At 60.6% G+C, this 18,500-nt stretch carries 17 protein-coding genes; 2 read left to right on the top strand and 15 right to left on the bottom strand.

What is annotated here, in order from left to right; all coding sequences use genetic code 11:
- Window positions 1-3: 3 nt before the first annotated feature.
- Window positions 4-1,206: a cytochrome P450 gene (locus BM190_RS27085; RefSeq protein WP_092260567.1), complete on the bottom strand. Its 1,203-nt coding sequence runs from the start codon at window positions 1,204-1,206 to the stop codon at window positions 4-6.
- A gap of 1,089 nt (window positions 1,207-2,295) precedes the next feature.
- On the opposite strand from BM190_RS27085, the gene BM190_RS27075 reads away from it, so the two are divergent.
- Together BM190_RS27075 and BM190_RS27070 are read left to right on the top strand one after the other, a co-directional pair.
- Window positions 2,296-2,925: an FMN-binding negative transcriptional regulator gene (locus tag BM190_RS27075; protein ID WP_092260565.1), complete on the top strand. Its 630-nt coding sequence runs from the start codon at window positions 2,296-2,298 to the stop codon at window positions 2,923-2,925.
- Window positions 2,926-3,742: 817 nt separating this feature from the next.
- Window positions 3,743-4,651, top strand: coding sequence for a TauD/TfdA dioxygenase family protein (locus tag BM190_RS27070; RefSeq protein ID WP_092260563.1), 909 nt, complete (start codon window positions 3,743-3,745; stop codon window positions 4,649-4,651).
- A gap of 187 nt (window positions 4,652-4,838) precedes the next feature.
- Here the strand turns inward: BM190_RS27070 and BM190_RS27065 are convergent, their stop codons facing one another.
- The 14 genes from BM190_RS27065 to BM190_RS27000 all read right to left on the bottom strand — a co-directional run bounded on the left by BM190_RS27065 (window position 4,839) and on the right by BM190_RS27000 (window position 18,485).
- Window positions 4,839-5,081 (bottom strand): DUF2274 domain-containing protein, encoded by a 243-nt coding sequence (locus BM190_RS27065; RefSeq protein WP_092260561.1) that lies wholly within the window; start codon window positions 5,079-5,081, stop codon window positions 4,839-4,841.
- Window positions 5,082-5,085: 4 nt separating this feature from the next.
- Entirely contained in the window at window positions 5,086-6,297 is a 1,212-nt protein-coding gene (locus BM190_RS27060; protein ID WP_092260559.1) for a TraB/TrbI/VirB10 family type IV secretion system protein, read from the bottom strand.
- Window positions 6,294-7,319: a P-type conjugative transfer protein TrbG gene (gene trbG, locus BM190_RS27055; protein WP_177237306.1), complete on the bottom strand. Its 1,026-nt coding sequence runs from the start codon at window positions 7,317-7,319 to the stop codon at window positions 6,294-6,296. The genes BM190_RS27060 and trbG overlap by 4 nt, the downstream gene beginning before the upstream one ends.
- Complete coding sequence (gene trbF / locus BM190_RS27050) at window positions 7,316-7,999, bottom strand: conjugal transfer protein TrbF (protein ID WP_092260555.1); 684 nt, start codon at window positions 7,997-7,999, stop codon at window positions 7,316-7,318. Before trbF ends, trbG begins: the two co-directional genes overlap by 4 nt.
- A 101-nt stretch (window positions 8,000-8,100) precedes the next feature.
- Entirely contained in the window at window positions 8,101-9,330 is a 1,230-nt protein-coding gene (trbL, locus tag BM190_RS27045; RefSeq protein WP_092260553.1) for a P-type conjugative transfer protein TrbL, read from the bottom strand.
- Window positions 9,327-9,692, bottom strand: a complete 366-nt coding sequence (trbK-alt, locus tag BM190_RS27040; RefSeq protein WP_092260551.1) for a putative entry exclusion protein TrbK-alt — start codon at window positions 9,690-9,692, stop codon at window positions 9,327-9,329. The genes trbL and trbK-alt overlap by 4 nt, the downstream gene beginning before the upstream one ends.
- A complete protein-coding gene (trbJ, locus tag BM190_RS27035) occupies window positions 9,692-10,420 on the bottom strand; it encodes a P-type conjugative transfer protein TrbJ (RefSeq protein ID WP_092260549.1) in 729 nt (242 codons plus the stop codon). The genes trbK-alt and trbJ overlap by 1 nt, the downstream gene beginning before the upstream one ends.
- Window positions 10,417-12,858 carry a conjugal transfer protein TrbE gene (gene trbE, locus BM190_RS27030; protein WP_092260547.1) on the bottom strand — a complete coding sequence of 814 codons (2,442 nt, stop codon included), beginning with the start codon at window positions 12,856-12,858 and terminating at the stop codon, window positions 10,417-10,419. Before trbE ends, trbJ begins: the two co-directional genes overlap by 4 nt.
- Before the next feature lie 10 nt (window positions 12,859-12,868).
- The gene (locus BM190_RS27025; RefSeq protein WP_092260545.1) at window positions 12,869-13,132 is read right to left on the bottom strand and encodes a VirB3 family type IV secretion system protein; all 264 of its coding nucleotides are present in this window, start codon (window positions 13,130-13,132) and stop codon (window positions 12,869-12,871) included.
- Window positions 13,132-13,455 (bottom strand): TrbC/VirB2 family type IV secretion system protein, encoded by a 324-nt coding sequence (locus BM190_RS27020; RefSeq protein ID WP_092260543.1) that lies wholly within the window; start codon window positions 13,453-13,455, stop codon window positions 13,132-13,134. The genes BM190_RS27025 and BM190_RS27020 overlap by 1 nt, the downstream gene beginning before the upstream one ends.
- A gap of 1 nt (window position 13,456) precedes the next feature.
- On the bottom strand, window positions 13,457-14,371 hold the full coding sequence (trbB, locus tag BM190_RS27015) for a P-type conjugative transfer ATPase TrbB (protein ID WP_177237322.1): 915 nt from the start codon (window positions 14,369-14,371) through the stop codon (window positions 13,457-13,459).
- A 228-nt stretch (window positions 14,372-14,599) separates the two neighbouring features.
- The gene (locus tag BM190_RS27010) at window positions 14,600-15,928 is read right to left on the bottom strand and encodes an MFS transporter (protein ID WP_092260539.1); all 1,329 of its coding nucleotides are present in this window, start codon (window positions 15,926-15,928) and stop codon (window positions 14,600-14,602) included.
- Between the two features lie 136 nt (window positions 15,929-16,064).
- Entirely contained in the window at window positions 16,065-16,490 is a 426-nt protein-coding gene (locus BM190_RS27005) for a ribbon-helix-helix domain-containing protein (protein ID WP_092260537.1), read from the bottom strand.
- A 6-nt stretch (window positions 16,491-16,496) separates the two neighbouring features.
- A complete protein-coding gene (locus BM190_RS27000; RefSeq protein WP_092260535.1) occupies window positions 16,497-18,485 on the bottom strand; it encodes a conjugal transfer protein TraG in 1,989 nt (662 codons plus the stop codon).
- Window positions 18,486-18,500 lie beyond the last annotated feature (15 nt).

The following is an 18,500-nucleotide window of genomic DNA, read 5'->3' as shown; positions in this document are numbered from 1 at the left end:
ACATCACCAGAAAACCGGGAACTCTTCGAACCCGCCAGTGATGATCTCCTTGCGCAACTTCAATTGTTCGGGCGCGACGGCTAGGCGTAGCGCGGGAAAGCGCTGGAAGATCGAACCGAACACCGCCTTGAGTTCCAGCCTGGCCAGCTCCCCCCCGATGCACGAGTGCGGCCCGTAGGAGAACGCCAAGTGCGGCTTTTCCTGGCGTCCGATGTCGAAGATTTCCGGCTCGTCGAAATGGCGCGGATCGAACGATGTTGCCGGCAGGCCGACCAGCACCTTGCTCTCGGCGGGAATATGCACGCCCGCGATGGTAACGTCGGTCCTTGGATAGCGCATGATGCCGTCCCAGCCCGCGCCCGGCGGGTACATGCGCAGGATTTCCTCCACCGCGCTGTCCAATAGGGATGGATCGCCGACCAGGCGTTCGCGCTGTTGCCGATGGCAGAACATGGCCAGCAGGCCGTATTCGATCTGCGCGACGGTGCTCTCGTGCCCCGCCACCAGCATGCCTGCCGCCAGGCCGATCGCTTCTTCCTCAGTCGCCTTGCCCTGGTCCACCGCCGTGAGCAGATCTGTCAGCAGGTTGTCGCCCGGATCCTGGCGCTTGTCCCGCATCTTGCCGCGAATGTAGGCGCGCAGTTCTTCCCAGGCCAAGCGCGACGCGCTGCGCGGGCCGCTTTCATGCTGGTGCGTCATCACCTGGTCGGACAGGCGAGCGAAAAAGGCGTGATCCTCGTAGAGCAGGCCCATCAGGGCACTGATGACCATGGCCGGAAGCGGAAACGAAAGGTGGCGCCGCAAGTCGGCGGGCTGGCGCTGGGCCGCCAGGTTCTCGAACAACTGCGCAGCGATCGCGTCGACATGCGGCGCCAGCAGCTTCATCCTCCGGCTGCTGAAGGCCGGCGCGACTAGCATGCGTAGCCGGACATGCTCGCCCCCCTCGTGTGAGACGAGCCACCCCGGCGAACCGAGAATCACCGAATCCGGGGTGAACGCCGTCGGCGGCATTCCCGCCGGCCGGAACGCCGCGTCGGACAGCGCCGCCTTGGCCTCGTCGTAGCCTGTCACGCACCAGCCTTCGTGCCCGGACGGGAAACGCACGCGGTGGATCGGACCGTTGGCGCATAGCGCCAACATCTCGGGCGAGGGCTTAATGTGATCGACGCGCCACATCGGCAGCATCGGCACGGGTTGTTCGGACACGGTGGCACTTCACTCTCTAAGCGATGGAAGGGCGGAAGGTGCCCGCAGGCATTGCGGTCACCGGCTTACAGGCGCTTGTGTTCACTTCTGTTGGTCGATGATGATCGGCGGGGAAGGCGACCGGATCCTAGGACCTCAAGTTGGCTTTAGCCAGCTACCGAATCTTGTAGTAGCCCCTAAACTAAGCGCCTGGTGCCGCAAAAAATATGCGGAAACTCTGTTTCCACGGGCGGCCATATGGAAACCTATTTCAGATGGGTATCCGCCTATGTTGGTCGGCCTCGTGCGCGTCTCAGAACACGGACCTGCAGCGCGTTGCGCTGCTCGGCTCGCCATCGTGACCTCGCTCAAGGACAATCCGGTGGCGTTCCGCTCGTTGACCGATAACCTACACACGGCGACGCCCTCGGGCGAATTCCTGTTCCGGTGCTGCGCGCTCGCGCAGTAGGAGCGCGCTTTATCTAGGAGCGTGCTTCGAACCCAAGGCCGGCTAGCTGCGCCAGCGCCCGCTTCGGACTCCGCGGGAGATAGGGGCACCCTCGCTTGCGGCGCCATGCCGTGTATGATCGCGGCCTCAACCTCATCGCGCGTCAGCGATGGAAACTCATTGATAATCTCCTCGGCCGATTTCCGAGGGGCGAGGGCGTCCATCATAGACGGGAACTTTCGTGTTTTAATGATGGGTTCGTTGCGATCACCTCTGACCTGTACCCATCGACGCAGTTCAGACGATGAAGGCGGATTTTGAGGTCGGCGTCGATCTTGCCAAGACCAAGGACTGGTTCGCCAAACGCGACTTAGTGCGCGCCGAAGCTGCCGGATCGCCTCATACCGGCGAGCCCGAGTGAGATCTCTAAAGGTCCATGAATGCCTGGCTCAGCCCGCAGGAGAATAGCGACGGAAACACCAACCTAACAGCAGCTCGAGGGACTAAAGCGGCTGAGCTGAGTGGAATCGCCGCGCCCCAAATAAATCCGAAGCCGTCACGTTAAAAGAGGAAGCGGAGAAGTTCTACGGGAGCGACTGAACTGGCATTTTTCTCGCATATCGACCCGCGTTTATCTCGACGACCGCCAACGGAGAGCATTCATGTACATACCAAGCCACTTTCGAGATGACGACATCGAGAACATTCGAGCGACAATCCGCTGCGCCCGGTTGGCCAACCTAGTCACAGCGACATCAGATGGGCCACTTGCGACGCCTCTTCCGCTCTTCCTCGATGAGAGCGAAGGCGAACACGGCGCGCTATACGGGCACCTGGCGAAGGCAAATCCGCAATGGCGCACGGCCCCAATCGGAGAAGCTCTGGCGATCTTTACTGGCGCAGAGGCTTATGTGACGCCATCGTGGTATCCCAGCAAGCGACAAGCTGAACATGTGGTGCCGACATGGAATTACATCGCGGTCCATGCCCATGGGCCGATTGAGTTCTTCGAGGATCCGACTCGCCTGCTTGAGATTGTGACGCGTCTAACGAATGTCCATGAGACGTCACGTGCGACGCCCTGGGCCGTCAGCGATGCTCCCGCGGATTTCATCGCCGCACAGTTGCGTGAAATCGTCGGCTTGCGCATCCCGATCACCATGGTCGAAGGCAAACGCAAGATGAGCCAAAACCGCCCCGCGCCTGATCGTATTGGTATCGCCACCGGACTAGCGGCGAGCAAACTCGCACGGGACCAGGAAGTTGCAGCTCTTATCTTGCTTCAGGACTGAGACGATAATGTCCATGACCAGCAGCGCCGCAGCCATCTGCACCTCGCGAAATTCACGAACGGAAACGTCGGCTCGGCACCTGTCGGTGTTCTGACACAGGCACAATCTCGTGTCAGGTCCAGTACAACGCGCAAGCGTTCGGACTTCGAAAGCCAATTCGGCTTTGCGGCTCCCGCGCCGCCTGGAATGGCCATTGCTTAAAAGAAAGCGATCCAGAAACAGGAGGCACAGAGCACAGAGGCAGCAATGCTCACCCTCTCCAAGCTCGACCCCGCCCCGGAAGCAATTACATTGTTTAACCAATTGCGCACGACTGCAAAGACTTGGAATCGAGACTCACGTCAGCGACATTTTGACATTTGCGAGCCGCGCAAGTCAGTTTAGGAGCATAAGCAAGCAAGAGCGACTGCGCTTGTGTATGCAGGCCAATGATTTGTTCCCAGTAAGAACTGTCATCGCCAATGAGACTTGTCCGCAATCTCGGCCACGTCTTTTCCGGATTCCGCGCGGCAGGGCCGGACTACATGATTCATGACCAACATAAACTATTGCCAATCCTTCAACGCAGTTAGTGATCGCAAAAGCTAACGGAAGATCTGCCATTGGCGCGCTCCTGCTGTCCGCTTCACGATTCGACATTCGAAGGGTGAGTTCGGCCATCAAGTTCTTTCGTCAGTCGGAGTTCGAGACTCGCGCCAAATGCCACTATTCGTTCCCTGTCCATTGTCGAGTACATTTTTGTCTTTCGCTTGGCACGATGCTTGCTGAAGATCATTTTGGCCCAAGAGGAACAAGTGCAAGGGCTTGGAAAAGCAAGATGAGCACAAGCGCTTTGATCGGAGGCGTCATTCCGAGCACCGATGTTGTGAAACGCGCAGCGCGCATTGGTGCCGAAATCAAAAATATCAAGCTATCAGGCGATCTACCGGATCACGCGATCGCCGCTATCAACACCTTATTGCTCGAGCACAAGGTAATCTTCTTCCGCAATCAAGGACATCTCAATGACGCCGAGCATGAGCGCTTTGCCGCTCGTCTCGGAAAGCTAGTGCCACATCCGATGCTCAGTGCTACCAAGGGAATGGCCTCGCTCCTCGAACTGGACTCCGCTCGCGGCGGCGGCCGCGCCGACGTTTGGCATGCGGATGGAACCTTCGCCGACGCCTACCCCAAGATCTTGGTCCTGCGCGCGGTTGTAATGCCGACGTTCGGAGGAGACACCGTGTGGTCGAACACAGCTGCCGCTTATCTCAGTTTGCCGCCGCTGCTACGACGGCTTGCCGAGGGGCTATGGGCCGTTCACAGCAATGTCTTCGATTACGCGGGGATCGCGCGTGTCCGCGAGTGCGACAAGAAACATTTTGACGAGGTGTTCACAAGAACGGTTTTTGAGACCGAGCATCCCGTCGTACGCGTCCATCCCGAAACAGGCGAGCGGACGCTAGTGCTCGGCGCCTTGGTGAAGCACTTTATTGGGATCCGCAAATACGACGGACAAAAGCTGTTCGATCTGCTTCAGTCTCACATCACCGCGCCCGAAAACACTGTGCGCTGGAACTGGTTAGAGGGCGATATTGCGATTTGGGATAACCGCGCAACACAGCATTACGCGGTTAACGATTACGGGGACCAGCATCGCGTCGTACGTCGGGCCACGATCGAGGGTGACGTGCCTCTCAGCGTCGATGGCCGGAGCAGTGTAACGCGCCTGAAAGCGCCCGAATAACTGCACGTCGACGCCCGGCGCTCTCGTGTCCGAAAACCGAGAAAACCCGGTACTCGGAGTCGTTTCGGGCAGACGCGGGAACACACTTTCCGACACGATATCTCAGCTTAGCCCCAACTTGACAACACCTAGGTTGATGCACGCACTTATTCTGCGTCGAGCAACAGCTTCGAAGAAACCTTGATCATTACTGTCCTTCGCCAGCGGCCGGTACGTGGCCTTCACGTTTCAGTTTAGAAAATCCTCGATCCGTGGCCATAAAGCGCGTCAACATGGGGGCGATGAGTTTAATCGGATCGACCACGTGACCACCCTGACGCCTAAGCGCTTCTGCATATGCAATGAGATCGCGATGCACGGCCGCGGGCAGCTCCGTAGTCACTTTGACGGGCTTGTCGTCTGGAAGCTCGCCTATTCTGAGTTTTTGCATGTTGTCACTCTCTATACGGCGTAAGTATCAGGTCATGATTAACAAGAACGCGAACTGCGAAGCCAGGTCGCACGGTCAGAGTAGGTTGGATGCTGAGACTGCGGCGAAGGACCTGCTGCCCGGTCTGGTTTAGTGAGTCCGAGGCGCCGTGTCGCAATGCCTGGATGATTGCGCTGTCGTTGCTGTTGGTGTCTGAGCCGGCACCCAGCTCGGTCCCGACCGCCAGAATTGTCGAAAGCGCCGCAGCCTTGAATAGCTCGCCCCAATGATTGTCGACTTGATCTTCGAGACCTGCATAGCCAGCGGTGTCAGCGCCAGGCTGCCGCTCGAGAACGATAGAACGTCCATTCGGCATAATCAGCCGAGTCCAGACGAGCAGGACGCGGGACTGGCCGAAAGTGACTTGACTATCGTAGATGCCGATCAGACGCGCCCCCTGGGGGACAAGCAGAAAGCGGCCGGTCGGGGTGTCATATACGCTCTCGGTCACTTGGGCTGTAATTTGGCCTGGCAGGTCCGACCTGATGCCCGTGATCAAGGCTCCCGGAATTACCGTCCCAGCCTGCACGATATATGGTGAAGCCGGCCTGATGACACGGTCAGGGCTGACCGTGCGACGGTCTACCGAGGCGCTCACAAAAGCAAGCTTTCGGTCCTGAGCGTTCTGCGCAGATCCGTCTTCGCCAGTGCTCGTTGCGTTCGATGGCACGACCCGGTCACCTCCAGCAGCCGCAGCGGCCGACGGACGCACTTCTCGTCCAGTGGTCGAAGCGAACAAATGACTGATGCGGGCTGCTTCGGTCTCTTGATCCCGCCGCTGCTGGTCCGCATCAACGCCGCTCGTCGGCAACTGGCCTTGCGCGGCAAGGATCGGTCGGCCGAGGTCGCCGGGAAGCGGCGGACCTAGCTGCGGAACTGCCTGGCGCGGAACGCCAGCATAGTCCTTCGGCAGTGTCGTAACGCCATCGGCAACATTGTGGTGGTCGGTACCGTAAAGCTCGTCGGCCGCCTGATTGCGGGAGCGATTGTTCTGCAACGACCATAACACCGCACCGCCGATGACGATCAGGGCAACCGCGCTCCCGCCGGCGAGGATCTTTCGCGACAACCTTGTCACGGGCGGATGCTCTGCTCTCAAGCGAAAGCTCCTGGACTGCTCCTCTTGTGTTTGAGGGCGAGCGACTTGGGCCTGGTCGTTCTCGTTTGACGCAATCATGACGACGGCCTCCCGTCCGTCCTGACAATCCTGACCTTCTGCTGGTGCTCACCGCCGAGCCGGAGTTCGGCGGCAGCAAACAACCGATCCACGATCAGCACGTGCCCATAGGCCCTGTAGTTGACGAGTTCGGTCTTGCCATCCGAGCCAATGACAAAGAGCGGAGGCATCTCGCCCTGCACAATGCCGAACGGGAATTCGACGTAGACCTTGCGGCCATCGTCATATGCGGCGAGTGGCCGCCAAGGAGGACTGTCCCCTTCGATGGCGTAGCGGGAGATGCGTTGTGCCGGATCAGGCAGAACGGGTTTTAGAGCGACTGAACGCGGTCGTTCACGCGCGGTTTCCGGATAGTACCAGGCAACGGATGGCATATATGGCCGTTCGCGGGAGCGGAGCTCGATCAGATAGGTCCGCCTATCGGTATTGACGACGAGATTGGTCTCGATCGATGCACGAGTCGGCTTGACCAGGATATGGACGCGTCGCGTGTCGCCGCTTCCGCTCTCTGTATCCCCCACGACCCAGCGTACGGTATCTCCAGCCGCAATGGGTCCTGAGCCCGTCAACTGCTCTCCCTCCTCGAGCGCGATCTCCGTGATCTGTCCCGGCGCGGCGTAAATCTGATAGAGCGCCCCGGGACTGTAGGCGTAGATTTGCGCCGCGTTGAAATATCCCCGCTTGCGGGGTTCAACGCGAGCTGCGCTGTTTGCCGTCTCAACCCGGCTTACCGGTTCTGCGTCTTCCTTCCCTCCCGACTTGCCGCCGAGAGCCGGTTTCCAGAGCGGTGGAACGTGAAGCGGTCGCAATCTGTCGTCGAGAGGCGCGGGAGTCGCCGGCAACGGAGGCACTTCCGCGTCATAGCTGATCTCCGGCGGAATGTAGGTCGCGCACCCACCGAGCGCCGAGGAACCGACCAGGAGAGCAAACAGCATTGCTCGCTTCGCAGCCACGAATTCCGGCAGTGCCGAATTGTGCGGGATGGGGCGATTCGAATGAACATCATGCGGCGTCTTGGTCACTGACCCAACTCCTTCGACCAGTTGATGGCGCGGACATAGACGCCAAGGGGATTCTTGCGCAGGCGCTCGGAATCGCGCGGCGTCTCGATCACGATCGAGAGAATTGCAGTCCACCGCTCAGTCGAGCTTAGCGAGCCGTTGTCGTAGACGCGCTGGGTCCACGCGACGCGAAAACTTTCCGACGACGCGCGAATGACGCTCGATACCTCGACGGAGATTTGCGCCTTACCCAGCTTGGCAAAGGGGTCATTGTTGCGCGCGTAGTCGTTGAGCGCAGCAGCGCCGCGGTCGGTCGTAAAATCATACGCCCGCAGCCAGTTTTGGCGCAGGACGATGCCGTCGGCCGGCAGACCTCTGACATCCTCGATAAAGCGCGCCAGATGGTAGGCGATCTGCGCATCAGTGGGTTGATAGTCGAAGTTAGCCGGCGCGACCCTTTGGGCCTTGCCGAGTTGATCGACCTCGACCACCCACGGCGTGATTGATCCCTGGCTCGATTGCCAGATGAGGCCTGCAGCGAGACCGGCCGACAGCATGAGGCAACCAAAGGCCATCAGCCGCCAGTTTTTGGCTTGGACGCGTGCCGATCCAATACGTCCGTCCCAAACCTGTGCTGCTTTCTGATACGGTGTAACCGGCTCGGGCATACGCCCGTAGTGAACGGATGGTCGCTTGAACATTGATGGCTGCCCCTGAGATAAAGTGAACGGCTTCAAGTGGTGCGGTGTCTGGGTTTGAGGCGCTGTCGAGCAGCGGGTGGCGAAAGCGCGATGGCCGCGTGTCAGCGCTCTCCTTCAGACAAATCGACGGAGGAGCCGCTGCCACCATGATCGCCCGAGCGAACGGCCTGGCTAGCGGCCGAGGCACCATGCCGAATAGTCTCGGCGCGCTTCATGCGTCGCGCCCAATCGGGCTGCCCTTCGGCCGAAGTGTTCGCGGTCTGCGCACCGGCTTCCCCACCTCCACCGAGCGCGGCCGCTGCGCGCCGCAACGGGCTCATGGCGGCGGAGGCACCAGCCTCCGCAACGCCAGCCACGCCTCCGCTTCGATAGGCAGCGGACGCACCGCTCAAGACGGCACCCCCACCGCGCGCGGCGCCTGCAATCGCACCACCGGCGAGACCGGCACCGCCGGCGGCGAGGCCTGCGCCCGCCGCAACGATGCCGCCGGCAGCAAGACCTGTTCCGATCGCGGCACCGGCGCCGAGTTGCGGTCCGCCCGACACCAGGCCATTTGCGATACCAGGACCAAAGATGCCGAGGCCCAGCAACGCGAGCGCCGCGAGCACTAGCGTCATCGCGTCTTCGATGGTCGGTTGGGCGCTGCCGAAGCCTGCGGTGAACTGCGAAAACAGGGTCGAGCCGATCCCAACGATGACAGCCAGGACCAGGATCTTGATCCCTGAAGAGATAACATTGCCCAAGACCCGCTCGGCCGCGAAGGCCGTCTTACCAAACAAGCCAAAGGGAATGAGCACGAAGCCGGCCAGTGCCGTGAGCTTGAACTCGATCAGGGTGACGAAGAGCTGGATCGCCAAAATGAAGAAGGCGAGCAGCACCACGACCCAGGCGAACAGGAGAACGACGATCTGGACGAAATTCTCGAAGAAACTGATGTAGCCCATCAGGCTGGAGATCGAATCGAGCAGCGGTCGGCCAGCGTCGAGTCCGACTTGAGCGATCTTTCCAGGTCGCAGGAAATCGGATGCAGACAGGCTTGCACCCGATGCTTTCAACCCAACCCCCGCAAAGCTCTCGAAGACGATACGCGCCAGGCCGTTCCAGTTACCGATCAGGTAGGCAAAGACGCCGACAAAGAGCGTCTTCTTGACGAGGCGCGCGATGATGTCTTCGTCCGGCCCCCAACTCCAGAACAACGCAGCAAGCGTGATGTCGATCGCCGCAAGGGTCGCAGCGAGATACCCGACGTCGCTACCGAGCAATCCGAAGCCGTTGTCGATATAACGCGTGAACGTTTCCAGAAACTGGTCAATGATCCCCGTACCCGTCATGGCTTGCTCGCCTCAGGTGTCGCCGGTTGCGGATAGCCTTGCGGGATCCGGCTCTGGTCTTTTGGGCCGGGTGCCAAACCTGCGGAATCATCTCGGCCAGGATCTGTGGGACCGTTCTTGCCGAAGAAGCGTCGCCGGTTTTCGGCCCAAACGCCCTTGCAATGGCGATATCCCGCTGTTTCATCCGGAGTGACGCCGCGGCAGCGCGCGAGGTCAGAGTTTGTTGCATCAGTCGTCTGCTCCGCCTTCGGCGGCGGCGGAGAACCGTCTCCGCCACGAAGCTGAATCGTGCAGGCCGCGACGGCCACCAGGCCGATTGTCGTAAGCAGCGACAGCGCCTTGAACGCTCTTACGTCGGTCATCAGTGGAACATCTGCACATTGGAGGATTGATAGCCCTGTCCTGGTGTCAGGAAACGCCTGAGCTGCTCTCGCCCCTGATCCTGAGCCGAGGCGCGCTGAGCCGCCTCGAGGCTCTGCGCCCTGCCCTGCGCCGCCGCGGCCGCTGTGAGATCAGCAAGTTGTTGCGCTTGAAGCGCGAGGATCTGGTTGCCGGCCTGAGTAGCCTGCAAGGCGCCACTGGCACTCTGGCTCGAAGTTACGAGTGCGGACGTCTGGATACGATTGGTGTCGAGGTTGCCAACGATGCCGGCCTGGACGCGAAGCGCGTCCTGCGTTGCCGAGTAAGTATTTTGCCAGCGCGATTGAGCGTTGGAGATCAGTAACTGGCTCGACTGGCTGCCGGTCGCCGGCCCGTAGCTGGTCGAGAAGGCACGATCGATTTGCTGCACGTCGTATGCGATGCGCTGGGCCTGTGCCAGCAATTGCTGGGTGCGCTGGATCGAAGATTGCAGTTGCTGCAACGATGAATACGGCAGGTTTGCCAGATTCCTTGCCTGATTGATCAGCATCTGTGCCTCGTTCTGCAACGAGGTGATCTGATTATTAATCTGCTGGAGTTCCCGCGCGGCCGTCAGGACATTCTGGACGTAGTTGGTGGGATCAAAGACGATCAGCGCCCGTGCGGGCAGCGTAACGCCGAGCAGCAGCGCGAAGGCGGCCGTGGTCGCCAATAGGCCAAGAGGTCTCATAGCGATTTCTCCAGATTGACGAGATTCGGGATCAGATCTATCGCCCAGGCGACGCCACGGTGCTGGAGCCAGGCAGGCACAAAGCCGTCGGATCCATGTTCGGCGATGAGCTGCGTGATGGCAGCCTGGTCTGTCTTGGAAGAGGCCGCGGTGAATGCGAGCGCAACCTCGCCAAGGCCAAGTTCGAACATCCGGTTGCCGCGACGAGACTGGCAATAGTAGTCGCGCTTTGGCGTTGCCCGGCTCAGAAGCTCGATCTGGCGGTCATTGAGGCCGAAGCGGCGGTAGATGGCAGTGATCTGCGGTTCGATCGCCCGTTCGTTCGGCAGTAACAATCGGGTTGGGCAGCTTTCGATGATAGCCGGCGCAATCGCAGAGCTATCAATGTCCGAAAGTGACTGGGTCGCGAAGATGACAGACGCGTTCTTTTTCCGAAGTGTCTTCAGCCATTCCCGGAGCTGGCCGGCGAAATCTTCGTCGTCGAGGGCAAGCCAACCTTCATCGACGATAAGGAGTGTCGGCCGGCCGTCGAGACGGTCCCCGATACGATGGAAGAGGTACGCCAGCACGGCCGGCGCGGCACTCGTTCCGATCAGACCTTCGGTCTCAAACGCCTGAACCGAGGCATCGCCAAGGCGCTCGAATTCGGCATCTAGCAGGCGCCCAGAGGGACCACCCAAGCAGTAAGGCTGCAAGGCACGTTTCAGGGAGTTGGATTGCAGCAGAACTGACAGACCCGTGAGCGTGCGTTCCTCCCTCGGCGCCGAGGCGAGAGACGTCAGCGCCGACCACAGATGATCCTTGACCTCGGGGGTGATCTCCACTTTCTCGCGTGCCAGGATCGCGCCGATCCATTCCGTGGCCCATCCGCGCTCGGAAGGATCGTCGATCCAAGCCAGCGGCTGCAACGCAACGGGTTGCTCACCTCCGTCAGACAATGCCCCGCCCAGATCGTGCCAATCACCGTCCATGGCGAGAGCGGCCGCCCGGATCGAACCACCGAAGTCGAACGCAAAGACCTGAGAGTTTGGATAACGCCTGAACTGTAGCGCCATCAGAGCGAGCAGTACCGACTTGCCAGCGCCTGTCGGTCCGACCACAAGGGTATGGCCGACGTCGCCGACGTGAAGCGAGAATCGGAACGGCGTCGATCCCTCGGTCTTGCCAAACAGGAGTGGCGGACCCTTGAAGTGCAGATCCCTCGCCTCGCCGGCCCACACGGCCGACATCGGAATCATATGGGCGAGGTTGAGGGTCGAAACCGGTGGTTGCCGCACGTTCGCATAGACGTGCCCGGGCAGGCTGCCGAGCCAGGCTTCGACGGCGTTCACCGTCTCAATCATGCAGGTGAAATCGCGACCCTGGATGACCTTCTCGACCAATCTCAGCTTTTCATCGGCAGTGTTGGGATCACGGTCCCAAACAGTGATGGTCGCCGTAACAAAAGCTTGTCCGATCTGATCCGACCCAAGCTCCTGCAACGCCGCGTCGGCATCGAGCGCCTTGTTGTGAGCGTCGGTATCGAGCAGCGTCGACGCCTCGTTCGTCATGACCTCCTTGAGAATGGCGCCAATCGACTTTCGCTTGGCGAACCACTGCCGGCGGATCTTGGTTAGCAGCTTAGTGGCGTCGGTCTTGTCGAGCATGATCGCGCGGGTCGACCACCGATACGAGAACGCCAGGCGATTCAGGTCGTCCAGAATTCCCGGGGTCGTGGCGCCCGGAAAGCCAACAATCGTCAGGACCCGAATATTGGCTGAGCCCAACATCGGCTCTAGCCCGGCGGTCAGCGGCTGATCTGCCAACAGCACATCGATGTACATCGGAATTTCGGGCACGCGAACGCGGTGACGCTTGGTCGAGATCGTCGAGTGCAGGTAGGCCAGCGTGTCCTGATCGTCGAGCCAAGTGCATTCCGGCATGAACCCTTCAACGAGCTGAAGCACACGATTTGTCTGGTCGATAAACCCGCGGAGGACCTCGCGCGCGTCCGCTCCAACGGTCCGATCGCGTCCCTCGTAGAGCAGTTGCTCTGCCCTGGCGGCCCCTTCCTCTGGAGGCAGGTAGAGGAAGGTCAGGAAGTAGCTGGACTCATAATGGGCACCCGCCTCCTCGAACTGAGCCCTGCGTTCCGCGTCAACCAGCGCAGACGCGACATCCGGAAAGGAGCTAGGCGGGTAGGTCCCCGCAAAGTGACGCTGCGCCTCGACGAATACGGCCCAGCCGGATCCAAGGCGACGCATTGCGTTGTTCAAACGACCGGCGACACCGACGAGTTCGGCCGACACTGCGCTATCGAGGTCGGGTCCCCGGAACTTTGCTGTCCGCTGGAACGAACCGTCCTTGTTCAGGATGATTCCCTCGTCGACGAGAGCTGCCCAGGGCAGGAAGTCGGCGAGACGCGCGTTGGAATGACGATATTCGGCAAGATTCATCATGACAGAGGGCTCAGGTGTTGAGATGTGCGGGAATGCGCAGATGTCGGCGCACCACATCGACAAAGGCGGGATCGCGCTTGGCGGCCCAGACAGCGGCCATGTGGCCGATGAACCAGAGGACAAGCCCCGCAATCCACAACCGAAGTCCGAGCCCCAGAGCTGCCGCGAGCGTGCCGTTGACGATCGCAACCGACCGCGGCGCGCCGCCCATCAGGATTGGCTCAGTGAGCGCGCGGTGAATGGGCACGACAAAGCCTGCCACCTGATCATCCATCAGATCACCACGCCGCCGCCGAAGGAGAAGAACGACAGGAAGAAGCTCGAGGCGGCAAACGCGATCGACAGCCCGAACACGATTTGGATCAGCCTGCGGAAGCCGCCCGACGAATCTCCGAACGCGAGGGTCAGCCCAGTCACAACGATGATGATGACGGCAATGATCTTGGCGACCGGTCCCTCCACCGACTGCAAGATCTGATTGAGCGGCTGCTCCCATGGCATGTTCGAGCCAGCCGCCCATGCCGGCGGGGCTGCCACAAGCACCGCGCCGAAGGAGGCCAACGATGCACCTCGAAGTAAGCGAAATTGCTGACGCATGTCAGTCTCCTGCTGATGAAAGGTTGTAGTCACCGGCGGCCCCGAGCCCGGTGACGATGGCGAGTTCAGCGAGGCGACGGTCACCGCCGCGCCCCGCAAGCACAGCAACGAGGTTGATGGTCTCCGCGATCAGGGCGCGCGGAACCGTGATGACGGCTTCCTGGATGAGTTGTTCGAGCCGCCGCAGCGCGCCGACCGCGCTGCCCGCATGGATAGTCCCGATGCCACCGGGGTGACCGGTGCCCCAGGCCTTAAGCAGGTCGAGCGCTTCGGCACCGCGAACCTCGCCAACCGGAATGCGATCCGGACGCAATCGCAACGATGAGCGAACTAGGTCGGAAAGCGTGGCCACGCCGTCTTTGGTGCGCAACGCTACAAGATTTGGCGCTTTGCATTGGAGTTCACGTGTATCTTCGATCAGTACGACCCGATCGGAGCTCTTTGCCACCTCGGCCAGGAGCGCATTCGTCAACGTTGTCTTGCCGGTCGATGTCCCACCGGCGACGAGAATATTCTTGCGTGCAGCGACCGCGTCCTTCAGGGTCCTGGCCTGCTCCGAGGTCATGATCCCCCTGGAGACGTAGTCGTCGAGCGTAAACACGGCTACCGCTGGCTTGCGGATCGCAAAGGCCGGTGCCGCAACGACCGGAGGCAACAGACCTTCGAAGCGCTCGCCGGTCCCAGGCAATTCGGCCGAAACCCGCGGCGAGCCGGCATGCACCTCCACACCTACGTGGTGCGCTACCAGACGAACAATGCGCTCGCCGTCCGCCGCCGACAGAGTTTCGCCTGTGTCTATCAGGCCATCCGACAACCGGTCGATCCACAACCGCCCATCTGGATTGAGCATCACCTCGATGATCGCATCGTCTTCGAGATAGCCGGCAATCGCAGAGCCAAGCGCGCTGCGCAGCATTCGCGCGCCGCGCGAACTCGCTTCCGATTGAATGGAATGGATTGCCACCGTTCGCCCCACCGAATGAGGAAGCCCAACGAGCGTCCTCAGATGGGGATGATTAGAAAAGGCACCGATGGACTTGGCGCAACAAGCGCTTTCGGTGATCGTAGGCTGGCGTAGAAAAAGGAAGATTGAGAACTGTACTTGACGCCTACTTAATCGTATCCGCTCGCCGCGAGTTGCCGCTCACCACTCCGCATCGTCATCCGCGGGCAGGAGGATCACCGAATTCTCATAGAGACCGACTGACTCGACAGCGTTGGAAACAGAAGCCGGCATGAAGAAAGGGATTGAGCTCATCCATGAAACGACGGATCGCCGCCAAGGCAGCGCGTACCAGATCAACGCAGCGATCTGCAATGCCATGTTGAGACCGAACGCGACTTGATAGGCCATGACGGGCCTATGGCCATCGTTGGTGGACCATTGCTCCAGGATCAGACCTGTCGCGCATTGGGCCAGAAATGCCCAACCAAAGTGCAAGACGTTCAAGGCGCCATTGGCACGACCGGCAAGCTCCGGCGGAAAGTAATCCGCAATCACCGCGAAGCTGACTACGGTTGCCGTTCCGACAATAGCGACAACGGACCAGGGCAAGATCGAGGGCGGATGCGCTCGTAGGACCAAGGTTAACTCGGCTGCGATGAACAGCACGGCAACTATCGCTAATACCGTCTCCGCTCCGATTCCTCTGCGTTTGATGTGATGGACGGCCATACCGAACAACCAGGCACCGCCGCTCAATACGACGGACATCACGAAAAGCTGTCTGACGAGACTTGCGCGATCAAACCCTTCTACGTCTATCAACCACGGCGACGCCCACAAACCTTGCAGAGACCAGGATGATCCAATGCAAGTCGCCGATAATGGGGCCATTCTCCAGAACCGTCGATCGCTGAAAACAGTGCTCAGACTGGTGGACACTGTTGACAGGGCGATGCCTCGTTCAGGCACTACGACATAGATGAGAATGGCCGTCGCACCAGTGGCGGCCGCCAGGATCTCAAAGAGCTGCCGCCAGCCCATCCAGGCGAGCAGGTGCTCGACGGGAGCCGTAGCGGTCACCGCTCCTAGCGATCCCAGCATGATCATGTAGCCGTTCAGCAAGGCAACTCGTTCCCTGGGGAACCAAAGGATGATGGACTTCAGTCCTGCCGTGAGCGCCGCCGCCACGCCGAGCCCGATCATTGCACGGGCGATCAACAGTGACAGGAAGCCGGTCGATACCGCGAACAGCCCAGCGCCCACTGCTGCAAGCAAGAGCAGAGCACTTTGGACGCGCCGGGGGCCAAAGCGGTCCAGCAAAACTCCTATGGGGATCTGAGCCGCCGCGAAAACCAGGAAATAGACCGACGTGAGCAATCCGAGGTCGGCAGTCCCGAGCCCGGTGTCCGAACTGATATGACTGGCGATCAAAGCGTTGATCGTCCGAAACAGGTACGAAAGATAGTATCCGGCAGCAAACGGGAGAAATACGCGCGCGGTGAGATGCCATGCCCCCGAAATTTGCATGCTGGCCCTTCTTGCTCCTCAACTCATTCGAGCCGATAGCGCGTCCAGCTTTTTGTGGGCTTGGCTAAATTGCTGCGATCGTAAGCTGGCGTAGAAAAAGAAGGAGCGGCGCGTCAGCGCATCCAAGACACTTCAGTCAGGTTTCGCCGGGCGGTTCCTGGCGGCCGATGTCTTCTGGAATCTCGCGGAGGAAGCTTTGTCCCTTTTGCAAACGGCGCCCGAGTGCCTCAACAAATCCATCAAACCGTTCCCGGCCTTTTGCCTGCGCGGCCGCCTGCGCGTCGTTGGGCAACGGTGGCGTGATCGTCAGCCAGAACCGAATGAATAGAGCTAAGCTTTCGGCCGTCAAACCCACGTCGCGCTCTAGCCTCTGCATCTGACGCGACAGCCGGTCGAGGCGCCGGGCGAACGCGGCCTCCCGCCTGTCCGCTCCATCTGGTGACAAAAACGAGGCAACCGCCGCTTCCACAATCGCAGACCGGGAAAGCTTCTTACGATCGGCAAGCTCCGAGATCTGTTTCAGAAGCACTGGCGGGAAATACACATTCATCCGGTCGCGCATATCGCCTCAGAGCTCCATACCGTCATTCGGGTCTAGGGCGACTTGACGGGCAACACCGCGCATCTGTTGGCGTATGAGCCGGGACTGACGGACCGCATCCTCGTCATCATCTAGAACGGCTGCAAATTCTTCTGCCGGTGTCGGTTCGGTCGTCTCCTTGGCGATCGCGACGTGATCGGGAAGTTCGGGCTCACGACGGAGCCCGCTGTTCGCCGTGTCTCCCTCGGCCTCCGCGGCTTTGTCAGTTGGACTTCCCGTCGGCATCGGCGTTCCGAGCACTGTCCATCCGTCCGTTCGCAGTGATCGGCCGGCCGTCGTCGGATCGGGCGGCGGCAGAACGCGCTCGGCGAATCGCCGATCCTCATAATAGCGGACCTTCTTCGCCCGGATCGGCGCCGTCCCTGCCACCATGACGATCTCGTCCATCGGCGGAAGCTGCATGACCTCGCCCGGGGTTAGAAGCGGCCTTGCCGTCTCCTGACGCGAGACCATCAGGTGCCCCAGCCACGGGTTCAATCTATGACCGGCGTAGTTCTTCATGGCCCGCATCTCGGTCGCCGTACCCAAGGCGTCGGACACGCGTTTGGCCGTCCGCTCGTCGTTAGTCGCGAAACTGACGCGGACGTGGCAATTGTCGAGAATGGCGTTGTTGGGCCCATAGGCCTTCTCGATCTGATTGAGCGACTGCGCGATCAAGAAACTCTTGATGCCGTACCCCGCCATGAAAGCGAGTGCAGACTCGAAGAAATCAAGCCGCCCAAGTGCGGGGAACTCATCGAGCATCATCAGGACTCGGTGCCGGCGGTCGCGAGCGTGCAAGTCCTCGGTTAGGCGCCGGCCGATCTGATTCAGCACCAGACGGATCAGGGGCTTGGTCCGCGAAATGTCGGAAGGCGGCACCACGAGGTAAAGCGTCGTTGGGCGGCTATCTGCGATCAGATCTGCGATCCGCCAGTCGCACTGGCAGGTCACCTTGGCTACCACGGGATCACGGTAAAGCCCAAGGAACGACATGGCGGTGGACAGAACGCCGGAACGTTCGTTCTCGGACTTGTTGAGGAGCTCGCGCGCGGTTGAGGCGATCACGGGATGGGCGCCCTGCTCACCAAGATGCGGCGTGGTCATCATCGCCTTCAACGTTACGTCAATCGGCCGCTTCGGGTCGGACAGGAAGGCGGCCACACCGGCCAAAGTCTTGTCTGCCTCGGCATAGAGGACATGGAGGATGGCGCCGACCAGAAGCGAATGACTGGTCTTCTCCCAATGGTTCCGCTTGTCCAGCGAGCCTTCGGGGTCGACCAGGACGTCGGCAACGTTCTGAACATCGCGGACTTCCCACTCGCCGCGCCGGACCTCGAGCAGCGGATTGTAGGCTGAGGACTTTGGATTGGTGGGGTCGAACAACAGGACGCGGCCATGCCGCGAACGAAAGCCGGCGGTCAATTGCCAGTTCTCGCCCTTGATGTCGTGCACGATGGCCGAGCCGGGCCAAGCCAGCAGTGAGGGGACGACAAGGCCGACGCCCTTTCCCGAGCGAGTGGGCGCAAAACACAACACGTGCTCCGGTCCATCATGGCGGAGGTAGTTTTCGTCGAGCTTGCCCAGCACCACGCCATCCGGACCGAGAAGACCGGCTGCTCTGGCCTCCCTCGCATCGGCCCAGCGCGCCGAACCATAGGTCGCGACGTTCGTGGCTTCACGCGCCCGCCAAACCGACATGCCGATCGCCACCGCGATCGAAACAAAGGTTCCCGACGCCGCAATGAAGGCGCCCTCGACAAAGACCTGAGGCGCATAGGCGTCATACACGAACCACCACCAGAAGAAGACGGGTGGATAATAAATCTTGAAGCCCAACAATTCGAACCAGGGCCGCCCAAGCTCCGGTTGATAGGCGAGCCGCCAGGCCGTCCACTCGGTTGCTCCCCAGATGGCCAGTAAAACGATGAGGCCGACAACGATCACCTGTCCCCAGAGGATTTTGGTCCCGGACATTCCGAGCGTCCTTCC

Origin of the sequence: Bradyrhizobium sp. Rc3b (assembly GCF_900114915.1) — a bacterium.
Classification (GTDB): domain Bacteria; phylum Pseudomonadota; class Alphaproteobacteria; order Rhizobiales; family Xanthobacteraceae; genus Bradyrhizobium.
Note: the sequence above shows the minus strand (reverse complement) of the source record. Positions and strands in the feature narration are given on the sequence as shown.